Here is a 19,292-nt window from a genome sequence, read left to right as displayed (position 1 = left end):
GATGGTGCGGTGCCGAATTTTCAATGTCCGGTATTTCACTTTGTCTTGACCGCTGCAAGCGCCAAACCGAGCGCCTTTTCGCTCAGCGTGTAGAGCGAGGCGTTCTCGGTGTAGACAAGCATGCAATCGATAGGCTTGTCGGGATAGAGCGGCGCCAGGATCTCGCGATAGATTGCCAGCTGCGCCCGATGGGCGAAGGGGATGGCCGCCTCTGTCGCCGGCGGCACCCGATTGGTCTTGTAGTCGAGGATGACGACACGATCGGCAAGGACGGCAAGCCGGTCGATGCGGCCGGAGACGGCATAACGCCTGTCATCGAACGTCAATGTTCCCATGATCGAGACCTCGGGCTGGGCCTCAGTCCCCAGGACGGCCTGCAGTCCCTCTTCGTCCAATAGTTTCAGAACCGAATCGACTAATTTGCGCCGTTCGGCTTCCGGCCAGAACCGCGCCGCCCGTTCGGCATAACGGCCTGCGGCATCCGCCCGTTCGCCAAGTGGAATTTCGGGAAGTGCCTGCAGCATGCGATGAATCAACCGGCCCTTCTCCAGCGAACGATCGCTGCGCTCCTTCTCGCTGAACAGCGGAGATGCGACGAGCAATCCGCCCTCGTCTTCATCGATGATCGTCCCGGCGCCGGAGGGGCTGAGCGGGCGGGGCAGCGCGGCCTGCGGTGGCAATGGCCGCAACAGACCGTCCGGCAAGGCCTCCTCGCTGTCGCGCTCTCGGGCGCGGTCGGCCCGCTCGAAGCGTCGTTCCACCCGTGGCACGCGCCATTTGATCCCCGGCCATTGCCCATCGGGACTGGAGAATGTGGTTGCCTCCACATGCGGATGGTCGTCGCGCAGTGCCGTCGAAATCATCATATGCCACGTGTCGTTGTTCACACGCACGCCGCGGTAACCGCAAACGACCAACCGGTCGGCGGCACGCGTCATGGCGACATAGAGCAATCGGCGGTACTCTTCCTCCGCCAGCATCTGGATACGAACGGCGTCGTCCTGGGTCAGCGAATTGGCGAGATCGGAGACGGGAACCCAGACGGGCATCGGCGGCTCATCGGCGTCGGTCTCGATCAGCCGCAGCTTCGGCAGATGGGTATGGGTGAAGGCCTTCGAACCGCCGTCGACGAGGAAAACGATCGGCGCCTCGAGGCCCTTGGAGGCATGCACCGTCATGATCCGCACTTCGTTGCGCCCCTTGTCCTGCTCCCGCTTCACCACCGGGGCTTCGAGCTCCAGCGTCGAGATGAAGGATTGCAGCCCGGGAAGGCCGGAGCTTTCGTGATCCAGGGTGAAGGTCAGGAATTCGTCGAGAATATCGCTGACCTCGGTGCCGAGCCGGGCAAGGAATTGCCGCCGCCCGCCATGGCTACCGAGCACCCGCGCATAGAAATCATGAACCGACAGGCTCCTGGATTGCCGAAGGAACAGCTCCAGCGTCTCCACGGCAGCGCGGAAACGCTCGGTGCCGTCGGCGGCGAAGCGTTTGAGATGGCTCCAGACGCTCTCATTGTCGCCGCGCAGGCCGGCGACCGCAAAGATGCCGTCCTCGGAGAGATCGAAAAGCGGGCTCTTCAGCACGGCGGCGAGCGAAAGATCGTCTTCCGGCAGCAGCAGGAAACGGCCGAGCGCCAGCAGATCCTGCACGGCGATATGGCTGGTCAGCACCAGCCTGTCGGCGCCGGCGACCGGAATGTCGCCGCGGCGCTTCAACGCGCGCGTCAACGCATTGACGAAGGCATCGCGCTTGCGCACCAGCACCAGGATGTCGCCGGCCTCGATCAGGCGCTCCCTACCCTTGTCGACGATCGTCTCACGCCCGACGAGCGCGCCGATCGAATGGGCGATCCGTCGCGCCAGGATGGCCGCCGGCGCGCTTTCCGGCGTCGCGTCGAATGGCGCCGTCCAGTCCTCCTCCTTCACCACAGCTTCCGGCGCGACCATTTCCCAGAGATCGACGGCGCCGGGATGGCCGATGCGGCTGGAGCGATGCACCACCGGTTCGCCGAGCGCGCTGAGGCCGCGTGAATTGTCGGGCTCCCTGAAAATATGGTCGACGGCTTCGAGCACGTCGGCGGTCGAGCGGAAGGAGAGGGGCAGCCGGACAGAGGAAAAATTCTGGCCGCTGTCGGTCACACGCCGCCGTGTTCGATCGCTTTCCTCGGAAAAACGCTCCGGCCTTGCGCCCTGGAAGGAATAGATCGACTGCTTTTCGTCGCCGACGGCAAAGAGCGTGCGCACGACCGGCCGGGCGCTCTCGCCGGAGAAGAAATCCTCGGCGAGCGACTGGATGACGCTCCACTGGATCGGGCTGGTATCCTGCGCTTCGTCGACGAGGATATGGTCGATGCCGCGATCGAGCTTATAGTGGATCCAGGGGCCGACGCCGCTTTTCGTCAAAAGGTCGGCGGTGCGGGTGATCAGATCCTCGAAATCGAGCTGGCTGCGCTGCTTCTTCAGCTCCTCATAGTCGCGATTCAGTCGGTCTGCGAGCACCAGCGCGGCATGGGTTGCGCCATACATCCGCATGAGTTTCAGCCGGTCGCGGCTTGCGGCGACATGGGCGCGGGCAGCGGCGACGGCCTCCGTCAACTGCGGTGCTTCGGTCAGCATGGCCTTGACCGTGAATTGCGAGTCCGCCTTTGGCTCGCCCTTCACGGTCAGAAAGATTTTCTCGAGAAACTCGGCGCGCTTTGCGTCATCGTGTTCACGCCCGGCAAGCCTGAGGCCGTAGGCAACTTCCTGCGCCTTCGCGCCGCCCTTCTGGTCGGCAAGCGACAGATAAAGCTCCAGCATGTGGCCGGAAAGCGCCGGCAGCGGCCAATACTGCGCCGCGATCCCGCTCTCGGTGTCATCGGGGGCAAGGCCAAGCCGTTGACGCAGAAACATCTCGATACCGCCCTGCCGTTCGGCTGTCGCCGTGAAACGACGGATGGCGTTGCGGTTGGCGACGATGTCGCCGAGCAGATTTTCCAGTCCGGATTCGTCGCCGAGATCGAGCACATAGGCGAAGGCCTCGGCGAGGGCGCTGTCTCCCTCCGGCGCGGTCGCCGTCAGCAGCGCCCGGCGCGCATCGGAAAGCAGTGCTTCCGCCGCGCGGTCGTCGAGAACCGAGAAATGCCCGGCGACGTTGGCCTCCAGCGGGAACTGATGCAGCAAGGCTTCGCAAAAGGCATGGATCGTCTGGATCTTCAACCCACCGGGCGTCTCCAGCGCCTTGGCAAACAGCCGGCGGGCCTCGGCAAGCTTAATTCCGTCAGGCGGCGTCCCCTCGATCTGGGTGATCCGCCGGCTCAGATCCTCATCGTCGAGCACCACCCAGTCTGCCAGCCTCTCGAAGACGCGGTTCGACATTTCCGAAGCTGCAGCCTTGGTATAGGTGAGGCACAAAATCGCGGAGGGCCGCGCCCCGGCAAGCAGGAGACGGATGACGCGCTGAGTCAGCACATGCGTCTTGCCGGAACCGGCATTGGCCGAGACCCATGCGGAACGCTCGGGATCGGAGGCAATCGCCTGCTGGATCGTCGTCCAGCCGATCCAGGCGCCAGGATCATCGTCGCTCGGAAGAGGCGTTACATCACTCATCGCCGCCGCCCTCCTCGGTCTCGGCTGTCGACCATTCGGAGACGCGGGCGAGATGATCATAATCGCCGCCGAAATCGAATTGCTGTGCCGGGATGAGCCGCGAGGTAAAGCCTTTCTCGCCGGATTGCAGCAAGCTCACGAACTTGACCAGCTGATCGATCGATTCCTCGGCGAGATCCATCGCCGATTTCGCCTTGTCACTGCGCGCCGAACTCTCATTGTTGACGGTGTCGACCAGAAAACGGCGTCCCGGCCGCAGGCGCACATAGAGCAGGTCCTGCGGCACCAGACTGCCGGCATCACGGAAGGCGCCGGCGCTCAGGGCCGCCGCTTCGAGCGCGAGCTGCGGATCGAGAAGCACGCGTGCCTGCGTCGGCGAGGGATTGTAACCGGTCTTGTAGTCGATGATATCGGCGGCGTTCGGTCCGGTGACGTCAATCCGGTCGGCAACGCCGTTGAGCCGGATATTGATTGCTTCCAGTTCGACGCCGCCCCGCACTTCTGTCAGCGTCTTGCGGATGCCGGGCCGCCGTCCGGCCTCCCAGTCGAGGAAGGCGCGGGCCACCGCGCGAAAGCGTGGCCGCCACACGGCATCGATATGCGGCGGCAGCCGCTCCATGTCGAAAAGCTCGGAAAGAATGCGCTCCATCGCCGCTGCCGCATCCGGAGTGCCGGCGACATGGGCCTCGCGAATGAACCGGTCGATGATCGTGTGGTAGAGCGTGCCGCGTTCGGCCGCGCCCGGATCGCGGTTGAACGGATCGACGGGATCGAGCCGCAGGATGCGGCGGGCATAGATGGCGTAGGGGTCGCGGCGCAGCCGGCCGACCTCGCTGAAGGAATAGGATTTTGGCTGCAGTACCAACGGGGGTTTCGGCGAGGGTCGCTGTGCCGGGGCCTGGGCCTCTCCGCGATCGATCAGCCCGGCCCATCGAAGGAAGCGGTTGCCGCGTCCCTTCAATTCCGCTTCGAACGCCTCTCCGGCAAGCGCCAGCAGTCGCTGCAGCCAGCGCGAGGCGACCGTCGGCGTCGAGCCCTGGCGTAGCGCTCTGGAATAGATCAGATGACGCGTGCCGTTTGCCATTTCGAAGTCATGCGCCAGCTGGCCGATGCGCCGCTCCGGCGGTTCGAGGCCGATCTCCGTCTTCATCATGCGCGGAATGAAGGGATTGTTGGCGGTCTGCCCCGGCCAGGTGCCCTCGTTCAGGCCGCCGAGGATGAGGGTGTTGACGCTCTGCAGGCGGGCTTCCAGCGTGCCGAAGATGAAGAGGCGGGGATGGCTGAGCGCCCGCGGCTTCACCGCATGACCGGCGGCAAGGGCTGCCATGATGTCGATCCATTGCGGCCCGTCGGCCTCCATCTGGCCGTTGGTGTCGATCACTTCGCTGAGCAGGGCGGCAAGGGCATCGCCGGCTTCATCAGACCAGAGATCGGCGAGATTGCCGTGCGGATCGACCGCCACCGCTTCAAGCGACCGGCCGGTTCGCTCCGCCCAATCGGACAAGGTGAAACTCGCGGTCCTCCCACGATCTTCCGGCCGGTGCCGCATCAAGGCCGAAGCCAGAGGTTCGGTTGCTTGCGTGACCCGGCGGGCAAGGTCGTATGCCGCCTCGGCTGCGTCAGGCGCAAGCGCCTTTCGCCATTGCGGCGCGTGCCTGTCCTCAGCCTGTTCGGCAAGCTGATGGGTCAGCAGCGACTCGAGCCTGCTGATATCCACCTCCGCCACGCCGCCGCGCAGCGCCAGCATCTCGAGCGCCCGGGTCGCCGAAATCAACGCGTCGCGTTCCAGGCCGAAACGGGCCAGCGGATGTTTGAGCAGCGAGACGATTGCCACGGGATCGCCCGGGCGTAGCGTTGCCTCCAGCAGCAATTGCAGGAGCGTGCCCTGCGGCGTGGCCGCAAGCGGTGTCCCTGCCGAATCGTCGGCGAGAATGCCGAAGCGGGAAAGGTCGGCCATCACCCGCCGGGCGAGATTGCGGTCCGGCGTGATGAGCGCCGCCCGGCTTTCGCCGTCCTGCCCCGGTCTTTCCAGTGCCAGCCGGAGCGCGATGGCAATCGCTGTTGCTTCTTCGCGCTCGTTGGCGGCTTCGATCAGCGAAACATCGGCGAAGGCTGACGTGAACGCACCCTCCGGCAGCGCGTTCTTCCACGCACCCCAATCGCTGGTCGCCTCCGCCGGGACGAGCGCCCGAGACAGGATTTCGGCGCGCCGGTCAAGGTCGGGCTCCGGCCTGTCGAGGGCCGTCACCTCGGCACGTGTGAGTTTCAGCCGCTTCAGCAGCGATGACAGGCCATATTGCGGATGACTCCGGCTTGCAGGATTGGCAAGCTGGCCGGGTGCCGGTTCCGGCGCGACCATCTGCCAGTCTTTCTCGGGCATGGAGAGATCGAGGCCCGGAAGCACGATCACCCCTTCAGGCATATGGGCGACAGCGGCAATCAGATCGGCGGTGGCGGGAACCGAACCTGTCGAACCGGCAATGATGATCGGCCCGGTGGTTTTCGTCGCCGAAAGCCTGGATGCTTCGGCCCGGAGAATGGCGTTTCGGTGCCGCGCCGGCGAGGATTTGCCGAGTTCGGAAAGCCGCTCCGGCCAGAAGGCGCTGGCGATCTGGAGGAATTCCGCCGTCAGCTGCCACCAGGCGGCATAGTCGCCGGTGTCGAGTTTCGACAGTTCCGACCAGTCGATGTCTTCGGTTTCGATGGAATCGATCAGCTCCGCGAGGTTGCGGGCGAGCCAGATCGCATCCGCCGGGCTGGCTGGGGCGACCAGCGGCGAGTCCGAATGAATGTGGCGGACGATCTCCGGCAGTTTGTTCCGCCAGGCAAGGATCAGTCGCGCAAGCTCCAGCAGTCGGGCGGTATTCGACAGCGGCTGGGCGAGATCGATCGTTGCCGGCAGTGCCTCGTCGAAATAGCCGCTGTCGTCGTCGGTTTCGCCGAGAGGACGAATAACAGGCAGGATCGCCGAGCGGCCGCCGAGCAGGTCGACGAATTCCGAGCGCAACACACGCACGGCGCGCCGCGTCGGCAGGTAGATCGTCACCCGGGACAGCGACAGCGGATCATCGGTCTCATGCCGGAAGAGCGGCGTGAGCCGGCCGTCGCAAAGCGTCGTTGCCAGCGTTTTCAGGAAGGAGAGGCCCGCCGGGATCGTCAGAATGCGTGGCTGGTGCCGCTCCGCCATATCTCACGCAAACGCCCGCAGCCGTCGGATCGTTTCCTCCGCTTCGCCGATCGCTTCCGGCGTTCCCACCGTCAGCCAGTGGCCCTCGAGCACCATGCCGAAAAGCCGCCCGCACGCGATCGCCTTGTCGAAATAAATATTGAGGTTGAAGGCATCCTGTGGCGCGTCATCGAGCAAGGACGGGTTCATAACGATCGCTCCGGCATAGACGACGGGATTGGTCGGATCGTCGCGATACCGCGTCAGGCTGCCGTCGGCCGCCATGCCGAAATCGTTCTTGCCGTTGTGACCCGTCGTATCCTCAATCCTCACGCAAAGCAGCGCCATGTCCATGCGCTCCGCATCGAAGAATCCGGCTAAGCGTTGCAGGTTCGTCGGCCGCCCGGGCTGTTCGCCGATCCAGAAGAGATCGGCATTCATGACGAAAACATTCTCGCGTTCGAGCAGCATCAGACCCTTGGCCAGCCCGCCGCCGGAATTCATCAGTGCTTCCCGCTCGTCCGAGATCATGATGTCGAGGCCGCGATAGGCCTCGAGATGATCGAGCATCTGGCCGGCAAAGTGGTGAACATTGACGACCGTCCGTTCGACGCCGGCCGCCACCAGCGCATCCAGCGCATAGTCGATCATCGGCTTGCCGTCGATCTTCACCAGCGGCTTCGGGATCGTGTCGGTGATCGGGCGCATACGGGTGCCGAGACCCGCGGCCAGTACCATGGCTTGTCTGATCGTCATGCTGATCCGGAACTTATGATTCGCTTTGGCCTATTCCAGCCCTTGCGCACCAATCGCGCAAGGGGGCAAGCGCCTCGTGCTCGAACGCGACCTGGAGATAGGCAAGCGTTCGCGGCATATGTTTGAGATAACCGGGCTTGCCGTCGCGCTGCAACAGCCGCACCCAGAGACCGGCAAGCTTGCAGTTGCGCTGCGCCGACATGATCGCCCAGGCTTTCATGAACCCGGCTTCGTCAAAGCCACCCTGGGCACGGCGCAGGGTGAGGTAATCGACCATCAACTGCCGGAAGAGCTCCGGTTCGATCGTTACGCGCGCATCCTGGACGATGGAAGCAAGGTCATAGGCGGTTGGGCCGATCATCGCATCCTGGAAGTCGATGATGCCGACCTTGCCAATACCGCTTTCGCCCTCGCGCCAGATGATGTTCGGCGAATGGAAGTCGCGCAGCAGCAGGTTCTTCTCGGCTGTGGCGAGCTCGTCGATCAGCGCGTCCCAGATCGCCAGATACTCCGCCCGTTCGCTATCGGTGGGAGGTGTACCGCGCTTCCAGGCAATATGCCAATCGAGCACAAGCTGCACTTCCATCTTCATTGCCGTGCGGTCGAAGTCCGGAATGTGATGCGTATGGGTTGCGGAAACCGGGATATCCTGCGGAATCTGCATCGAATGAAGATGGGCGAGGCAGGCGACGCTTTGCCGGTAACGTTCGGCGATCGGCCGTCCGTCGTCGTCGAGCACGCCTTCCGTGCCGAGATCCTCGATCAGCAGGATGCCTTTGATATAATCAACCTTGTAAATCTCCGGCGTCGCAAACCCCCGCCCGCGCAACGCATCGGCAATCGCAACGAAAGGGTAGGCGTTCTGTGCCAGATGCGCGACTTTGGGGTAGGATTTGCCGTCATAGACTGGCGGTCCCTCAGGATGCGGGCGCCAATCCATCAGTATTTTTCGCTGGCCATCGTCCTGATAGATCGCCTCATAGGCGCGCAGTGAAGCGTCACCGGTCAGGAAGCGGCGTTTGGCATCGGGATAGCCGGCTTCGTCGAGGAAAGCGCGGATCGCCAGGACCCTGCGGATTCGCGAGGCCTGTGGGTCCGAGACCTTGATCGTTGCCCGGCGGCCGCTGCCCTCATGTTCCAGGCCCAGTGCGATACGCTGGGCGGGCAGTTCGATCTCTGCCATCTCCGGCCATTCGACGAGACAGATGCCGCTCTCCAGGGCGTCGTCGAAGCCGAGTTCTGTCAGTTCCGAGGGATCGCCGAGCCGGTAGAGATCGAAATGCGAAATGGGAATGCGCAGATCGTAGGATTGCACCAGCGTGAAGGTCGGGCTCGGGACTTCGAGCCCCTCGTCGTCGGCGATGGCGCGCAGGATCGCCCGGGCGAGCGAGGATTTGCCGGCACCGAGATCGCCGGAAAGGGCGAGGCAGTCACCGGCTTTCAAGGCCAGCGCCAGGTCTTCGCCGAGTCGAATGGTGGCCGCCTCGTCTTTCAGGAAAAGCGAGATCGTATTGCCGGTCGTCATTCGGCTGCCGCGGTATGCGGAATATCGACCGAGGGGATACGGCAGACGACGGTGGTGCCCTTGCCGGGCTCGCTGTCGATCGTCACGTCGCCATGATGCAGGCTGACGAAGCTGTCGACGATCGACAGGCCGAGGCCCGCGCCGCCGCGTTTGCCGCTTTTCGCTCCGGTCGCAAAACGATCGAAGACCGTCGCGATCATGTCAGGCGAGATGCCGGGGCCGCGGTCGCTGACGGCGAAGACGAAATCCGTGCCGTCGCGGCTGCATTCGAGCGAGATCGAGGTGCCCTCGGGGGAAAAATTCGCCGCATTGGCAAGCAGCTTCAGCAGGATCTGCTTCAGCCGCTGCGGGTCGGCGACGATCGAGCCGAGATAGGCCGGCGCGGTGATTTCGAGCGCCACGCCGCTTTCGTGCAGGCGATCGGCGATCTGCATCGAGACGTCGTCGAGCAGGTCGTTGAGATCGATATCCGCGTAGTTCAAGCGCATGATGCCGGCGTCGACGGTCGCAAGATCGAGAATATCGTTGACGAGCGTCAGCAGAACCGACGACGAGGTCGAGATGTGGTCGATATATTCGGCCTGCCGCTCGTTCAGCGGTCCGACCCCTTGGGTACGCAGTAGATCGGTGAAGCCGATGATATTCGTCAGCGGCGAGCGCAGCTCATAGGAAACGTGCTGGACGAAGTCGTTCTTCAGCTCGTCGGCCTTGCGGAGCGCTTCGTTCTTTTCAGTCAGCGCCCGCTCGGCACGCACGCTGTCCGTCATATTGACGAAGGTCAGCATGGTCTGGGCATTCGGCAGCGGGATCACGGCGTAGTCGAGCACCAGGCCGGAGAAGAGTTCCAGCGTTCCCTGGCCCGAGCGGCGTTCGTCGTCGAAGCTGGTGATCAGTTCCGCGAAGGCCTTCCAGCCATCCGGCCGGTCATAGGACGGCGCGCAGGCCTCGCCCAGTGCGCGGATATGGGTGCCGGGCTTGGCTTCGGTTTCCGTGATCCCCCACAGCGCGCGGAAGGCCGGGTTCGACAGACGGATGCGTCCATCCGGGCCGAACACCGCCACACCTTCGGAAAGATGGTCGATCGTTTCGCCCTGCACCTTGACCAGCGTGTTGTAGCGGGTTTCGAGATCGACCTGCTCGGTCAGGTTTTCGAACACCCAGGTGGCGCCGCCTTGCGGGTGGGCGGTGGCAAAGACACGCAATGTCTGCCCGTTCGGCAGGTGCCAGAGATCGGATTGCGTGTCGAGTGCGCGATAGACGGAAAGGGCCGCCTCCTTCCAGCTTTTCCAGTTGAGCTGGTCCGGCAGCTTCTTGGCTGCCCGCAGCCGCTCGAGCAGTTCGCTATTATCAGGTCGGCCCTCGAGGAAAGCGATATCCAGCTCCCAGAGCGCGACAAAGGCCTGGTTGTAGAATTGCAGCCGGCGGTCGCCGTCGAAGATGGCAACCGGCGTGGCGAGATGGTCGAGCGTTTCGGCATGGCTCTTCAGCGTCCGTTCCAGCTCGGCGCGCACCGCCTCGATGTCGGACACATCGATCGCGATCCCGGCGGAGCCGCCGGCAAGCCTGACATCGACGACATCGAAGAATGTGCGGTTGCCGTGCACGACCGTCGAAATCGTGTCGTGGAAGGGCGATTCCGGCGTCGTCGTCGCGCGAATGCGTTCGCGCGCCACCGTCGTCAGCATCTCGCGGCCTTCATTGATCGCCTGCTGCGGCGAGCGCGCTTCGACGGCCTCGCCATAGGCCTGGTTGACCCAGGTCAGCCGACCGGCCGGGTCGCGTTGCCAGGCCGGCATGTCGATCGCGTCGAGCATGGTCTGGAAGGCCGAGATCGAGGTCATCAGCCGGTCGCGCTCGATCCTGAGCTCCGCGAGCTCGGCGCGCAAATTGTTGAGCGCCACGAAACGGACGAAGGCGCGGCCGCCGGAAACCCGGCCCTGCGCCTCGAGGATTTCATCGCGGATGGTTTCGACCACCATGTCGAAGCTCTGTGCCCCGTCGCGCAGCCGGTCGATCGCCTTTTCCAGATCGGCGGCCGAGCGTGACTTCAGCCAGAGGCCAAAGGCCAAAAATTCGCCGTCCTGCGGCGCGCCGGTCTCGGGCGGAAGCTGGCCGAGCAATTCGGGACGAGCATTACCGTCCCAGATGACGATCCGCCGGTTCTTGTCGGCGATCAGCGCCTGGTATTGCGAAATGCGCTGCTGGGCATCGGAGAGTGCCGAGCGGATCTCCCGGCTCTCGCTTTCCAGATTGCCGCGCTGGCGCACCAGCCACAGCGTCGAAAGCAGGGCCGCCGATATGACGCCGATGACGACGGAAACGCCGACAACCTGCGACGATGTGAAGAGGTGAGCCGAGGCCGCCGCCTGCTGCTCCGTCTGTGCCAGAACCGGCCGCGCCAGCGCGGCAAACGCCGTGCCGGCCGCGCAGGCTTTCAGAAAGCGCGCCAATGATCTCTCTTGCGATGCGGCCTCGTGTGCCGTTGCAAATTGATGTTCTTGGCCTGCCATCAGCGGGCGGCGACCGGCGCGAACGCCATCATCCGCCTGACCGGGCAGGCTGTTTTTCATTTCCGACATCCGCGGTATGTCTCCGTCCTTCAATGTGCCGCATTACGACAAGACATCCCATTTTCGGAGCGGTCGGACGGTGTCCGGCGTCCCGAATCAAGTCTTAAAACAATACTTCGGAAGGGAATCTGCGGGAAGGGAGCGTCCAAAAAATAAGCCGCGGCATTTGTCAATGCCGCGGCTTCTACATCTTGTGGATATTAACTATGAGATCAATATCTGTAGTGGTCGGACTTGAACGGGCCCTTCGGCGAGACGCCGATATAGGCAGCCTGTTCCGCAGAAAGCTCCGTTAGCTTCACGCCGAGCTTGTCGAGATGCAGGCGGGCGACCTTCTCATCGAGATGCTTCGGCAGGATATAGACCTGGTTGGAATACTGGTCGGGCTTGGTGAAGAGCTCGATCTGCGCCAGCGTCTGGTTGGTGAAGGAAGCCGACATCACGAAGGACGGATGACCGGTGGCGTTGCCGAGGTTGAGCAGACGGCCTTCGGAAAGCAGGATGATGCGGTTGCCCTTGGGGAACTCGATCAGATCGACCTGCGGCTTGACGTTGGTCCACTTGAGATTGCGCAGCGCGGCGACTTCGATTTCATTGTCGAAGTGACCGATATTGCCGACGATCGCCATGTCCTTCATCGCACGCATATGGTCGATGCGGATGACATCCTTGTTGCCGGTGGTGGTGATGAAGATATCGGCCGAGGAAACAACGTCTTCGAGCAGCACGACTTCATAACCGTCCATGGCGGCCTGCAATGCGCAGATCGGATCGGCTTCGGTGACCTTGACGCGGGCGCCGGCGCCGGAAAGCGAGGCGGCAGAACCCTTGCCGACGTCGCCGTAGCCGCAGACGACGGCAACCTTGCCGGCCATCATCACGTCGGTGCCGCGGCGGATGCCGTCGACCAGCGATTCCTTGCAGCCGTATTTGTTGTCGAACTTCGACTTGGTGACGGAGTCGTTGACGTTGATCGCCGGGAAGGGCAGCAGGCCCTTCTGGCTGAGCTGGTAGAGGCGGTTGACGCCGGTCGTCGTTTCCTCGGTGACACCCTTGATGGCGTCGCGCTGCTTGGTGAACCAGCCAGGCGATGCGGCAAGACGCTTCTTGATCTGCGCGAAGAGGATTTCCTCTTCCTCGGAATGCGGATGCGACAGCACGTCTTCGCCGGCTTCAGCGCGGGCGCCGAGCAGGATGTACATGGTGGCGTCGCCGCCGTCATCGAGGATCATGTTGGAAAGGCCGCCATCGGCCCACTGGAAGATCTTGTCGGTATAGACCCAGTAATCCTCGAGGGATTCACCCTTGATGGCGAAAACAGGAACGCCGGCAGCGGCGATTGCGGCAGCGGCGTGATCCTGCGTCGAGAAGATGTTGCACGAGGCCCAGCGGACTTCGGCACCGAGCGCCACCAGCGTCTCGATGAGCACGGCGGTCTGGATGGTCATGTGCAACGAGCCGGTGATGCGCGCGCCCTTCAGCGGCTTTGCATCGCCGAATTCGGTGCGGCAGGACATCAGCCCCGGCATTTCGGTTTCGGCGATCGTAATTTCCTTGCGGCCAAAATCCGCAAGCCCGATATCGGCGACGACATAATCTTTTTCAGTGCTCATAGAGGTCTCCAGGCTGAAAAACGTCTCAAAATTGGCGCAGGCGCGAAAATGACCGCGCGACGGATAGGCCGGATGCAAGCTCACGGCATGTCCGCCGTTTAGCAGGCTTCGGATGCGAAGGCAATAAGGATATAAAGAAGTCTTTATATGTTTATATGAGCTCGGCCGAAGCCTATATCTCTTCGCCGAAGCGATTCTGGATCAGTTGGTCCAGGGCCTCCAGCGCTTCTTCGGCCTGGCTGCCGCTGGCCGAGACGACGACGCTCGAGCCGGGGCTCGCGGCAAGCATCATCAAGCCCATGATCGAGGTGCCGCCGACCGTCATTCCGTCTTTGGAAACGGTGATGGCGGCATCGAAAGTCTCGACCATCTGCACGAATTTTGCGGAGGCGCGCGCGTGAAGGCCGCGCTTGTTGATGATGAGGAGTTCCCGGGAGAGCGATGTCATGAAGGGCCGTTATTTTCCGCTAAGCACGCGGCTCGCGACATTGATATATTTCCGTCCGGCTTCGGAGGCCTCCACCAGCGCCTTCTCCATATTGTTCTCGCCGCGCACGCCGGCGAGCTTGATCAGCATCGGCAGGTTGACGCCGGCAATGACTTCGGTATGGCCGCTGCTCATGACTGAAATGGCGAGATTGGACGGCGTACCGCCGAACATGTCGGTCAGAATGACGACGCCATGGCCGTCATCGGCACCGGAAACAGCTTCCAGAATGTCCTGCCGTCTTTGATCCATGTCGTCTTCGGGGCCAATGCAGACCGTCTCGATGAATTTCTGAGGACCGACGACGTGCTCGACAGCATGACGAAACTCTTCAGCTAGCTTGCCATGAGTGACAAGCACAAGTCCGATCATGATATTACTGCTCCCATATACGCGAACGGTGGCCCCAATATCGCAATGCAGCAATTACGTCCACCGGTGGCGGCACATCTTGGCTATGAAAAGCCGAAGTGCAAGATAAAAATGCGAATATATAAGGCAGATTGATCAATCCGGAAGGCGTCAATGCCCGATATCGGGTGCTTTCGCCATCAGCATGGCAAGGGGTGAGGAGACGCCTGTGAGCAACCGCAATGCGGGAAGCGAAAAACCCGGTGCAAGGTTGACGATTTCGCCCTCCGGCGGCACGCGGTTTTCACCGGCAGCACTGCCCGGAAGCACGGCATAATGCATCGCCGCCTGTGGCACATGCTCCTGTCGGACGATGCCAGTGCCGCGAAGCTCGATCAGCCCGGCGATCGACGGCGGGCAGGTGGCCACCACGGTGCCGGTCTCCTCGGAGAGAAGAACCTGGTCGTCGGCGACCAGTGCCGTAAAGAGCCCGAGCCGGCGTGCTTCGGTCATGCAGGTAAAGGCCAGCATCGATTTTCCCCAGCCGGAGGGGCCGCTGAACAGCAGTCCCGTGCTGCCGACGACGATTGCCGTCGCATGGATGTTTAAGGCCGCCGTCATGCGGCGGCATCGAGCGGCAGGGTCAGGATAAAGCGCGCGCCGAGCACCTTTCCGCCTTCGGCGTCGGTGATGTTTTCTGCTCTCAGCGAGCCGCCATGGGCTTCGGCGATCTGCCGGCTGATCGACAGGCCGAGCCCCGAATTCTGTCCGAAGCCTTCCGATTCCGGTCGGTCCGTATAGAACCGCTCGAAGATGCGGTCGATATTTTCCGCCTGGATGCCGGGGCCGTTGTCTTCGATCGTGGTGACGCAGCGCGAACGTGTCCGCACCAGCCGCACGGTAATCTTGCCGCCCTTCTCAGGCACGAAAGAGCGGGCGTTCTCGATCAGGTTGGCGATGATCTGGCCGATGCGCAGATCGTGGCCATTGATGACGAAGCGCGTCTTGACGTTCGCCTTGCGATCGATCGCATATTCGATTTCCACCTGCTTCTTGCTGCTCCTGACCTGGCGTGAAACCTCGATGAGGTCGCGCAACAGCACCTCCATGTCGACGGAGCCGGCATCGACACGCGCGAGTTCGGCATCGAGGCGGGAGGCGTCGGAGATATCGCTGATCAGCCGGTCGAGGCGGCGGACATCGTGCTGGATGACGTCCATCAGCCGCTTCTTGGAATCGTCGGACCGGGCAAGCGGCAGCGTTTCGACGGCGCTGCGCAGCGACGTTAGTGGATTCTTGAGTTCGTGGCTGACATCGGCGGCGAAACTCTCGATCGCATCGATGCGGTCGTAAAGCGCCGTCGTCATTTCGCGCAATGCAATGGAAAGATTACCGATTTCATCCTGGCGGGCGGAGAAGTCAGGAATCTGCTCACGCGTCTTGGCCCCGCGGCGCACACGGATGGCGGCGGCCGAAAGTCGGCGCAGCGGATTGGCGATGGTCGACGAGAGCACTAGCGAAAGCAGCACGTTGACCAGCGTCGCGACACCGAAGACGCGCATGATCGCAAGCCGCTCGGCATGAACGATATTGTCGATGTCGCCTGCCTGTGTCGACAGCAGCAGCACCCCGAGCACAGCGCGGAAACGCTGGATCGGCACGGCGACCGAAACGATGAGCTCGCCTTTTTCCGTCGTGCGCACGACGGCGCCGCGCACGCCGGTGAGCGCGTTCATCACCTCTGGATAGATCGAGCCGTCGCCGCCCGGCGCTTCCTTGTAAAGCGGCAGGTTGCCGGGCTGCAGCGCCTTGTTGAACAGGGTGGCGAACCAATCGCTCCAGGTCTGCTTCTCCTCCTCGACCGGCGGCAGGTCGAAGCGCAGCACTTGGCCGCGCGAATAAAGATGGCGGGAATCCAGCAGCAGATTGGCATCGGCATCGAAGATGCGGGCGCGCGTGCGCGTCGGAGAGATCAGCCGGCGCAGCACCGGCGCGACCTTCTCGGGATCGATCGGGAATTCGAGGTCTTCGTCGTTCGGTACCGGGGTGATGCTCTGGCCAGCCTGCAGCTCGAGCAGTTTCTGCGGATCGATGGTGATCGAATTCGTATCGACCGATGCGGAAGCTGAAATGGCGCCGGCGATGATTTCGCCTTGCGTCAAAAGGCTCTCGGCGCGGGCGTCAATTAGTCCCTCGCGAAACTGGTTGAGGTAGAGGATACCGCCGACCAGCACCAGCAGTGCGACGAGATTGAAGAAGACGATGCGCCGCGTCAGGCTCGAAAACACGGCATTGCCGAAGATGCGGCGGATCAGCGTGAAAGGATGCGACCAACGGCGGTCTCGGACGCGACGGGTGCTCACGCCCTCCGCATCGTCGAGATCCCTATCCTGCACCAACTGTGCCAACGACTGGCCCTTTCGAAGGGCAGGGCCGGATAATCCGGCCGGCAGCCCTCAACAATGTCTCGCGCTGCGCCGTCTGGGCTCAGGCTGCTTCGCGGAAGCGGTATCCCACTCCGTAGAGCGTTTCAATCATATCAAAGTCGTTGTCGACCATCTTGAATTTCTTGCGCAGCCGCTTGATGTGGCTGTCGATGGTCCGGTCGTCGACATAGACCTGTTCGTCATAGGCTGCGTCCATCAGCGCGTCGCGGCTTTTGACGACGCCGGGGCGCTGCGCCAGCGAATGCAGGATCAGGAATTCGGTCACCGTCAGGGTCACGGCCTCACCCTTCCAGGTGCAGGTATGACGTTCCTGATCCATGACCAGCTGCCCGCGCTCCAGCGAGCGGGCCTGCTGTACGGCGCCGTTCTTCGGTGCGCCGACGGGGCTGGTGCCGGCAGCTGCGGCTTCACGGCTAGAGGCGCGGCGCAGCACGGCGCGGACGCGCTCGACCAGCAGACGCTGCGAAAAAGGCTTGGTGATGAAATCGTCGGCGCCCATCTTCAAGCCGAAGAGCTCATCGATCTCCTCATCCTTGGAGGTAAGGAAGATGACGGGAATATCCGACTTCTGTCGCAGGCGGCGCAGCAGTTCCATGCCGTCCATGCGCGGCATCTTGATGTCGAAGATCGCCAGCTGCGGTGGTCGCGCCAGAAGGCCGTCGAGCGCCGAAGCACCGTCCGTATAAGTCTCGACCTTATATCCTTCGGCCTCCAGTGCGATCGACACCGAGGTGAGGATGTTGCGGTCGTCATCAACGAGCGCGATTGTCGGCATGGTGTTGGTCTCCATCATCAGTGCGCAATCTCCCGGATTTTGCTCTCCCCAGGCGGTCTCAGTGACCGGATGCGCTTATGGAGGATAAAGGTGGAACAAATTGTGGCAAAGATAAAGGGAAAGATTGTCGTGAGAATCGCCGGCAATCTTAAGTAGCGAGGGAAAATGTTTCAACGCGCTCACCTAAAACGATTTAAAACAGAGGCAATAAATTTAAATCGATTAAATATTTGATATTACTATATTTTTTCAAGTTCTGTGTCTTGTGTTTTAAAATTTCTACCCGTATTTTCGCGGTTAGTTTTAACGGCAACGCGCCTGAGCAAAGGGAACTAGCCATGGAAAAGTTCGGAGTTCATAACCCGGCAACGGAGCTGGCAACGGTTGGATTGGGCGGCGCAGCCAGCGTTCGCTACAACTTTTCCGCCGCCGCACTCTATGAAGAAGCGATCCGCCGGGGTGAAGCCGAACTGACTGCTCAGGGCGCGCTGCGGGCTATCACCGGCCAGCACACCGGCCGTTCGCCGCGCGACAAGTTCGTCGTTCGCGACAGCAATACCGATGGCCAGATCTGGTGGGACAACAACAAACCGCTTTCGCCGGAACATTTCGCCCTGCTGCGCGCCGATATGCTGGCGCATGCCGCTGGTAAGGACCTGTTCGTCCAGGACCTCGTCGGCGGCGCCGAGGAACGCCATGCTCTGCCGACCCGCGTCGTCACAGAGTTTGCCTGGCATTCGCTGTTCATCCGCAATCTGCTGATCCGCCCCGATGCCGCAGCACTCCCCAGCTTCGCGCCGAAGCTGACGATCATCGATCTGCCGAGCTTCAAGGCCGATCCGGCCCGCCACGGCTGCCGTTCGGAAACCGTGATTGCCTGCGACCTGACCAACGGTCTCGTCCTCATTGGCGGCACCTCCTATGCCGGCGAAATGAAGAAATCGGTCTTCACCGTTCTCAACTACCTGCTGCCGGCCAAGGGCGTGATGCCGATGCATTGCTCGGCTAATGTCGGCCCGGACGGTGACGCGGCGGTGTTCTTCGGCCTTTCCGGCACCGGCAAGACGACGCTGTCGGCCGATCCGGCCCGCACGCTGATCGGCGATGACGAACACGGCTGGAGCGAAAACGGCATCTTCAACTTCGAAGGCGGCTGCTACGCCAAAACAATCCGTCTGTCGGCCGAGGCCGAGCCGGAAATCTATGCGACGACCCAGCGTTTCGGCACCGTGCTCGAAAACGTCGTGTTGAACGAAGGCCGCGAGCCGGATTTCCACGACGGCTCGCTGACCGAAAATACCCGCTGCGCCTACCCGATGCATTTCATTCCGAACGCCTCGGAAACCGGCCGGGCCGGGCATCCGAAGACGATCATCATGCTGACCGCCGATGCCTTCGGCGTCATGCCGCCGATCGCCCGTCTGACGCCTGATCAGGCGATGTATCACTTCCTGTCCGGCTACACCGCCAAGGTGGCCGGCACCGAAAAGGGTGTCGTCGAGCCGGAAGCGACCTTCTCCACCTGCTTCGGCGCGCCCTTCATGCCGCGGCATCCGGCCGAATACGGCAACCTGCTGAAGGAACTGATTGGCCGCCACGGCGTCGAATGCTGGTTGGTCAATACCGGTTGGACCGGCGGCGCTTACGGCACCGGCAAACGCATGCCGATCAAGGCGACGCGCGCGCTTCTCGCTGCTGCTCTCAACGGCAAACTCGGCCAGGTCGAATTCCGTGCCGATACCAACTTCGGCTTCGCCGTGCCGGTCTCCGTCAATGGCGTCGACAGCGGCATTCTCGATCCGCGCTCGACCTGGGCCGACAAGGCAGCCTATGACGCACAGGCCGAAAAGCTGGTCTCGATGTTCATTGCGAACTTCGCTAAGTTCGAGAACCACGTCGACGGCGGTGTTCGCGACGCGGCTCCCGGCGTGAAGGTTGCCGCCGAATAAGAAGCGCAAGCAATTCCAGCAAAAGTGTGCAGCGGTTTTGCCAGGCAAAGCGCGAAGCGCTTTTGT

Annotated in this window: 12 protein-coding genes; 1 reads left to right on the top strand and 11 read right to left on the bottom strand. The window is 62.5% G+C overall.

Features of this window, described 5'->3' with window-relative positions:
• Nucleotides 1-35: 35 nt before the first annotated feature.
• The 11 genes from addA to FFM81_RS20950 all read right to left on the bottom strand — a co-directional run bounded on the left by addA (nucleotide 36) and on the right by FFM81_RS20950 (nucleotide 17,277).
• The gene (gene addA / locus FFM81_RS21000; protein ID WP_138386386.1) at nucleotides 36-3,587 is read right to left on the bottom strand and encodes a double-strand break repair helicase AddA; all 3,552 of its coding nucleotides are present in this window, start codon (nucleotides 3,585-3,587) and stop codon (nucleotides 36-38) included.
• Complete coding sequence (gene addB, locus FFM81_RS20995; RefSeq protein WP_138386387.1) at nucleotides 3,580-6,774, bottom strand: double-strand break repair protein AddB; 3,195 nt, start codon at nucleotides 6,772-6,774, stop codon at nucleotides 3,580-3,582. The genes addA and addB overlap by 8 nt, the downstream gene beginning before the upstream one ends.
• Nucleotides 6,775-6,777: 3 nt before the next feature.
• Nucleotides 6,778-7,509, bottom strand: a complete 732-nt coding sequence (locus FFM81_RS20990) for a nucleotidyltransferase family protein (protein WP_003571389.1) — start codon at nucleotides 7,507-7,509, stop codon at nucleotides 6,778-6,780.
• Between the two features lie 13 nt (nucleotides 7,510-7,522).
• Nucleotides 7,523-9,034, bottom strand: a complete 1,512-nt coding sequence (gene tsaE, locus FFM81_RS20985; RefSeq protein ID WP_138386388.1) for a tRNA (adenosine(37)-N6)-threonylcarbamoyltransferase complex ATPase subunit type 1 TsaE — start codon at nucleotides 9,032-9,034, stop codon at nucleotides 7,523-7,525.
• The gene (locus FFM81_RS20980) at nucleotides 9,031-11,613 is read right to left on the bottom strand and encodes a sensor histidine kinase (protein ID WP_037092414.1); all 2,583 of its coding nucleotides are present in this window, start codon (nucleotides 11,611-11,613) and stop codon (nucleotides 9,031-9,033) included. Before FFM81_RS20980 ends, tsaE begins: the two co-directional genes overlap by 4 nt.
• Before the next feature lie 203 nt (nucleotides 11,614-11,816).
• Entirely contained in the window at nucleotides 11,817-13,217 is a 1,401-nt protein-coding gene (ahcY, locus tag FFM81_RS20975) for an adenosylhomocysteinase (protein ID WP_003571384.1), read from the bottom strand.
• 172 nt (nucleotides 13,218-13,389) lie between these two features.
• Nucleotides 13,390-13,665: an HPr family phosphocarrier protein gene (locus FFM81_RS20970; RefSeq protein WP_003571382.1), complete on the bottom strand. Its 276-nt coding sequence runs from the start codon at nucleotides 13,663-13,665 to the stop codon at nucleotides 13,390-13,392.
• Nucleotides 13,666-13,674: 9 nt separating this feature from the next.
• Nucleotides 13,675-14,076, bottom strand: a complete 402-nt coding sequence (locus tag FFM81_RS20965; RefSeq protein WP_003544139.1) for a PTS sugar transporter subunit IIA — start codon at nucleotides 14,074-14,076, stop codon at nucleotides 13,675-13,677.
• Between the two features lie 150 nt (nucleotides 14,077-14,226).
• Nucleotides 14,227-14,676: an HPr kinase/phosphorylase gene (locus tag FFM81_RS20960; RefSeq protein WP_025417414.1), complete on the bottom strand. Its 450-nt coding sequence runs from the start codon at nucleotides 14,674-14,676 to the stop codon at nucleotides 14,227-14,229.
• Nucleotides 14,673-16,463 carry a sensor histidine kinase gene (locus tag FFM81_RS20955; protein WP_003571379.1) on the bottom strand — a complete coding sequence of 597 codons (1,791 nt, stop codon included), beginning with the start codon at nucleotides 16,461-16,463 and terminating at the stop codon, nucleotides 14,673-14,675. Before FFM81_RS20955 ends, FFM81_RS20960 begins: the two co-directional genes overlap by 4 nt.
• A gap of 79 nt (nucleotides 16,464-16,542) precedes the next feature.
• A complete protein-coding gene (locus tag FFM81_RS20950) occupies nucleotides 16,543-17,277 on the bottom strand; it encodes a response regulator transcription factor (protein ID WP_003571378.1) in 735 nt (244 codons plus the stop codon).
• Between the two features lie 338 nt (nucleotides 17,278-17,615).
• Between FFM81_RS20950 and FFM81_RS20945 the strand changes: the two genes are divergently transcribed.
• Nucleotides 17,616-19,226, top strand: coding sequence for a phosphoenolpyruvate carboxykinase (locus FFM81_RS20945; protein WP_138386389.1), 1,611 nt, complete (start codon nucleotides 17,616-17,618; stop codon nucleotides 19,224-19,226).
• Nucleotides 19,227-19,292: the final 66 nt, after the last annotated feature.

Origin of the sequence: Rhizobium hidalgonense (assembly GCF_005862185.2) — a bacterium.
Taxonomy (GTDB): domain Bacteria; phylum Pseudomonadota; class Alphaproteobacteria; order Rhizobiales; family Rhizobiaceae; genus Rhizobium; species Rhizobium hidalgonense.
The sequence above is the reverse complement of the archived record's forward strand: the minus strand, read 5'-3'. Positions and strand labels throughout refer to the sequence as shown.

Excerpts from the sequence above, each read along its gene's own strand:
- FFM81_RS20965 (WP_003544139.1), bottom strand. The coding sequence starts at position 14,076 with ATGATCGGACTTGTGCTTGTCACTCATGGCAAGCTAGCTGAAGAGTTT.
- FFM81_RS20990 (WP_003571389.1), bottom strand. The coding sequence starts at position 7,509 with ATGACGATCAGACAAGCCATGGTACTGGCCGCGGGTCTCGGCACCCGT.
- ahcY (WP_003571384.1), bottom strand. The coding sequence starts at position 13,217 with ATGAGCACTGAAAAAGATTATGTCGTCGCCGATATCGGGCTTGCGGAT.
- addB (WP_138386387.1), bottom strand. The coding sequence starts at position 6,774 with ATGGCGGAGCGGCACCAGCCACGCATTCTGACGATCCCGGCGGGCCTC.
- FFM81_RS20980 (WP_037092414.1), bottom strand. The coding sequence starts at position 11,613 with ATGTCGGAAATGAAAAACAGCCTGCCCGGTCAGGCGGATGATGGCGTT.
- FFM81_RS20945 (WP_138386389.1), top strand. The coding sequence starts at position 17,616 with ATGGAAAAGTTCGGAGTTCATAACCCGGCAACGGAGCTGGCAACGGTT.
- FFM81_RS20950 (WP_003571378.1), bottom strand. The coding sequence starts at position 17,277 with ATGCCGACAATCGCGCTCGTTGATGACGACCGCAACATCCTCACCTCG.
- FFM81_RS20960 (WP_025417414.1), bottom strand. The coding sequence starts at position 14,676 with ATGACGGCGGCCTTAAACATCCATGCGACGGCAATCGTCGTCGGCAGC.
- addA (WP_138386386.1), bottom strand. The coding sequence starts at position 3,587 with ATGAGTGATGTAACGCCTCTTCCGAGCGACGATGATCCTGGCGCCTGG.
- FFM81_RS20970 (WP_003571382.1), bottom strand. The coding sequence starts at position 13,665 with ATGACATCGCTCTCCCGGGAACTCCTCATCATCAACAAGCGCGGCCTT.
- tsaE (WP_138386388.1), bottom strand. The coding sequence starts at position 9,034 with ATGACGACCGGCAATACGATCTCGCTTTTCCTGAAAGACGAGGCGGCC.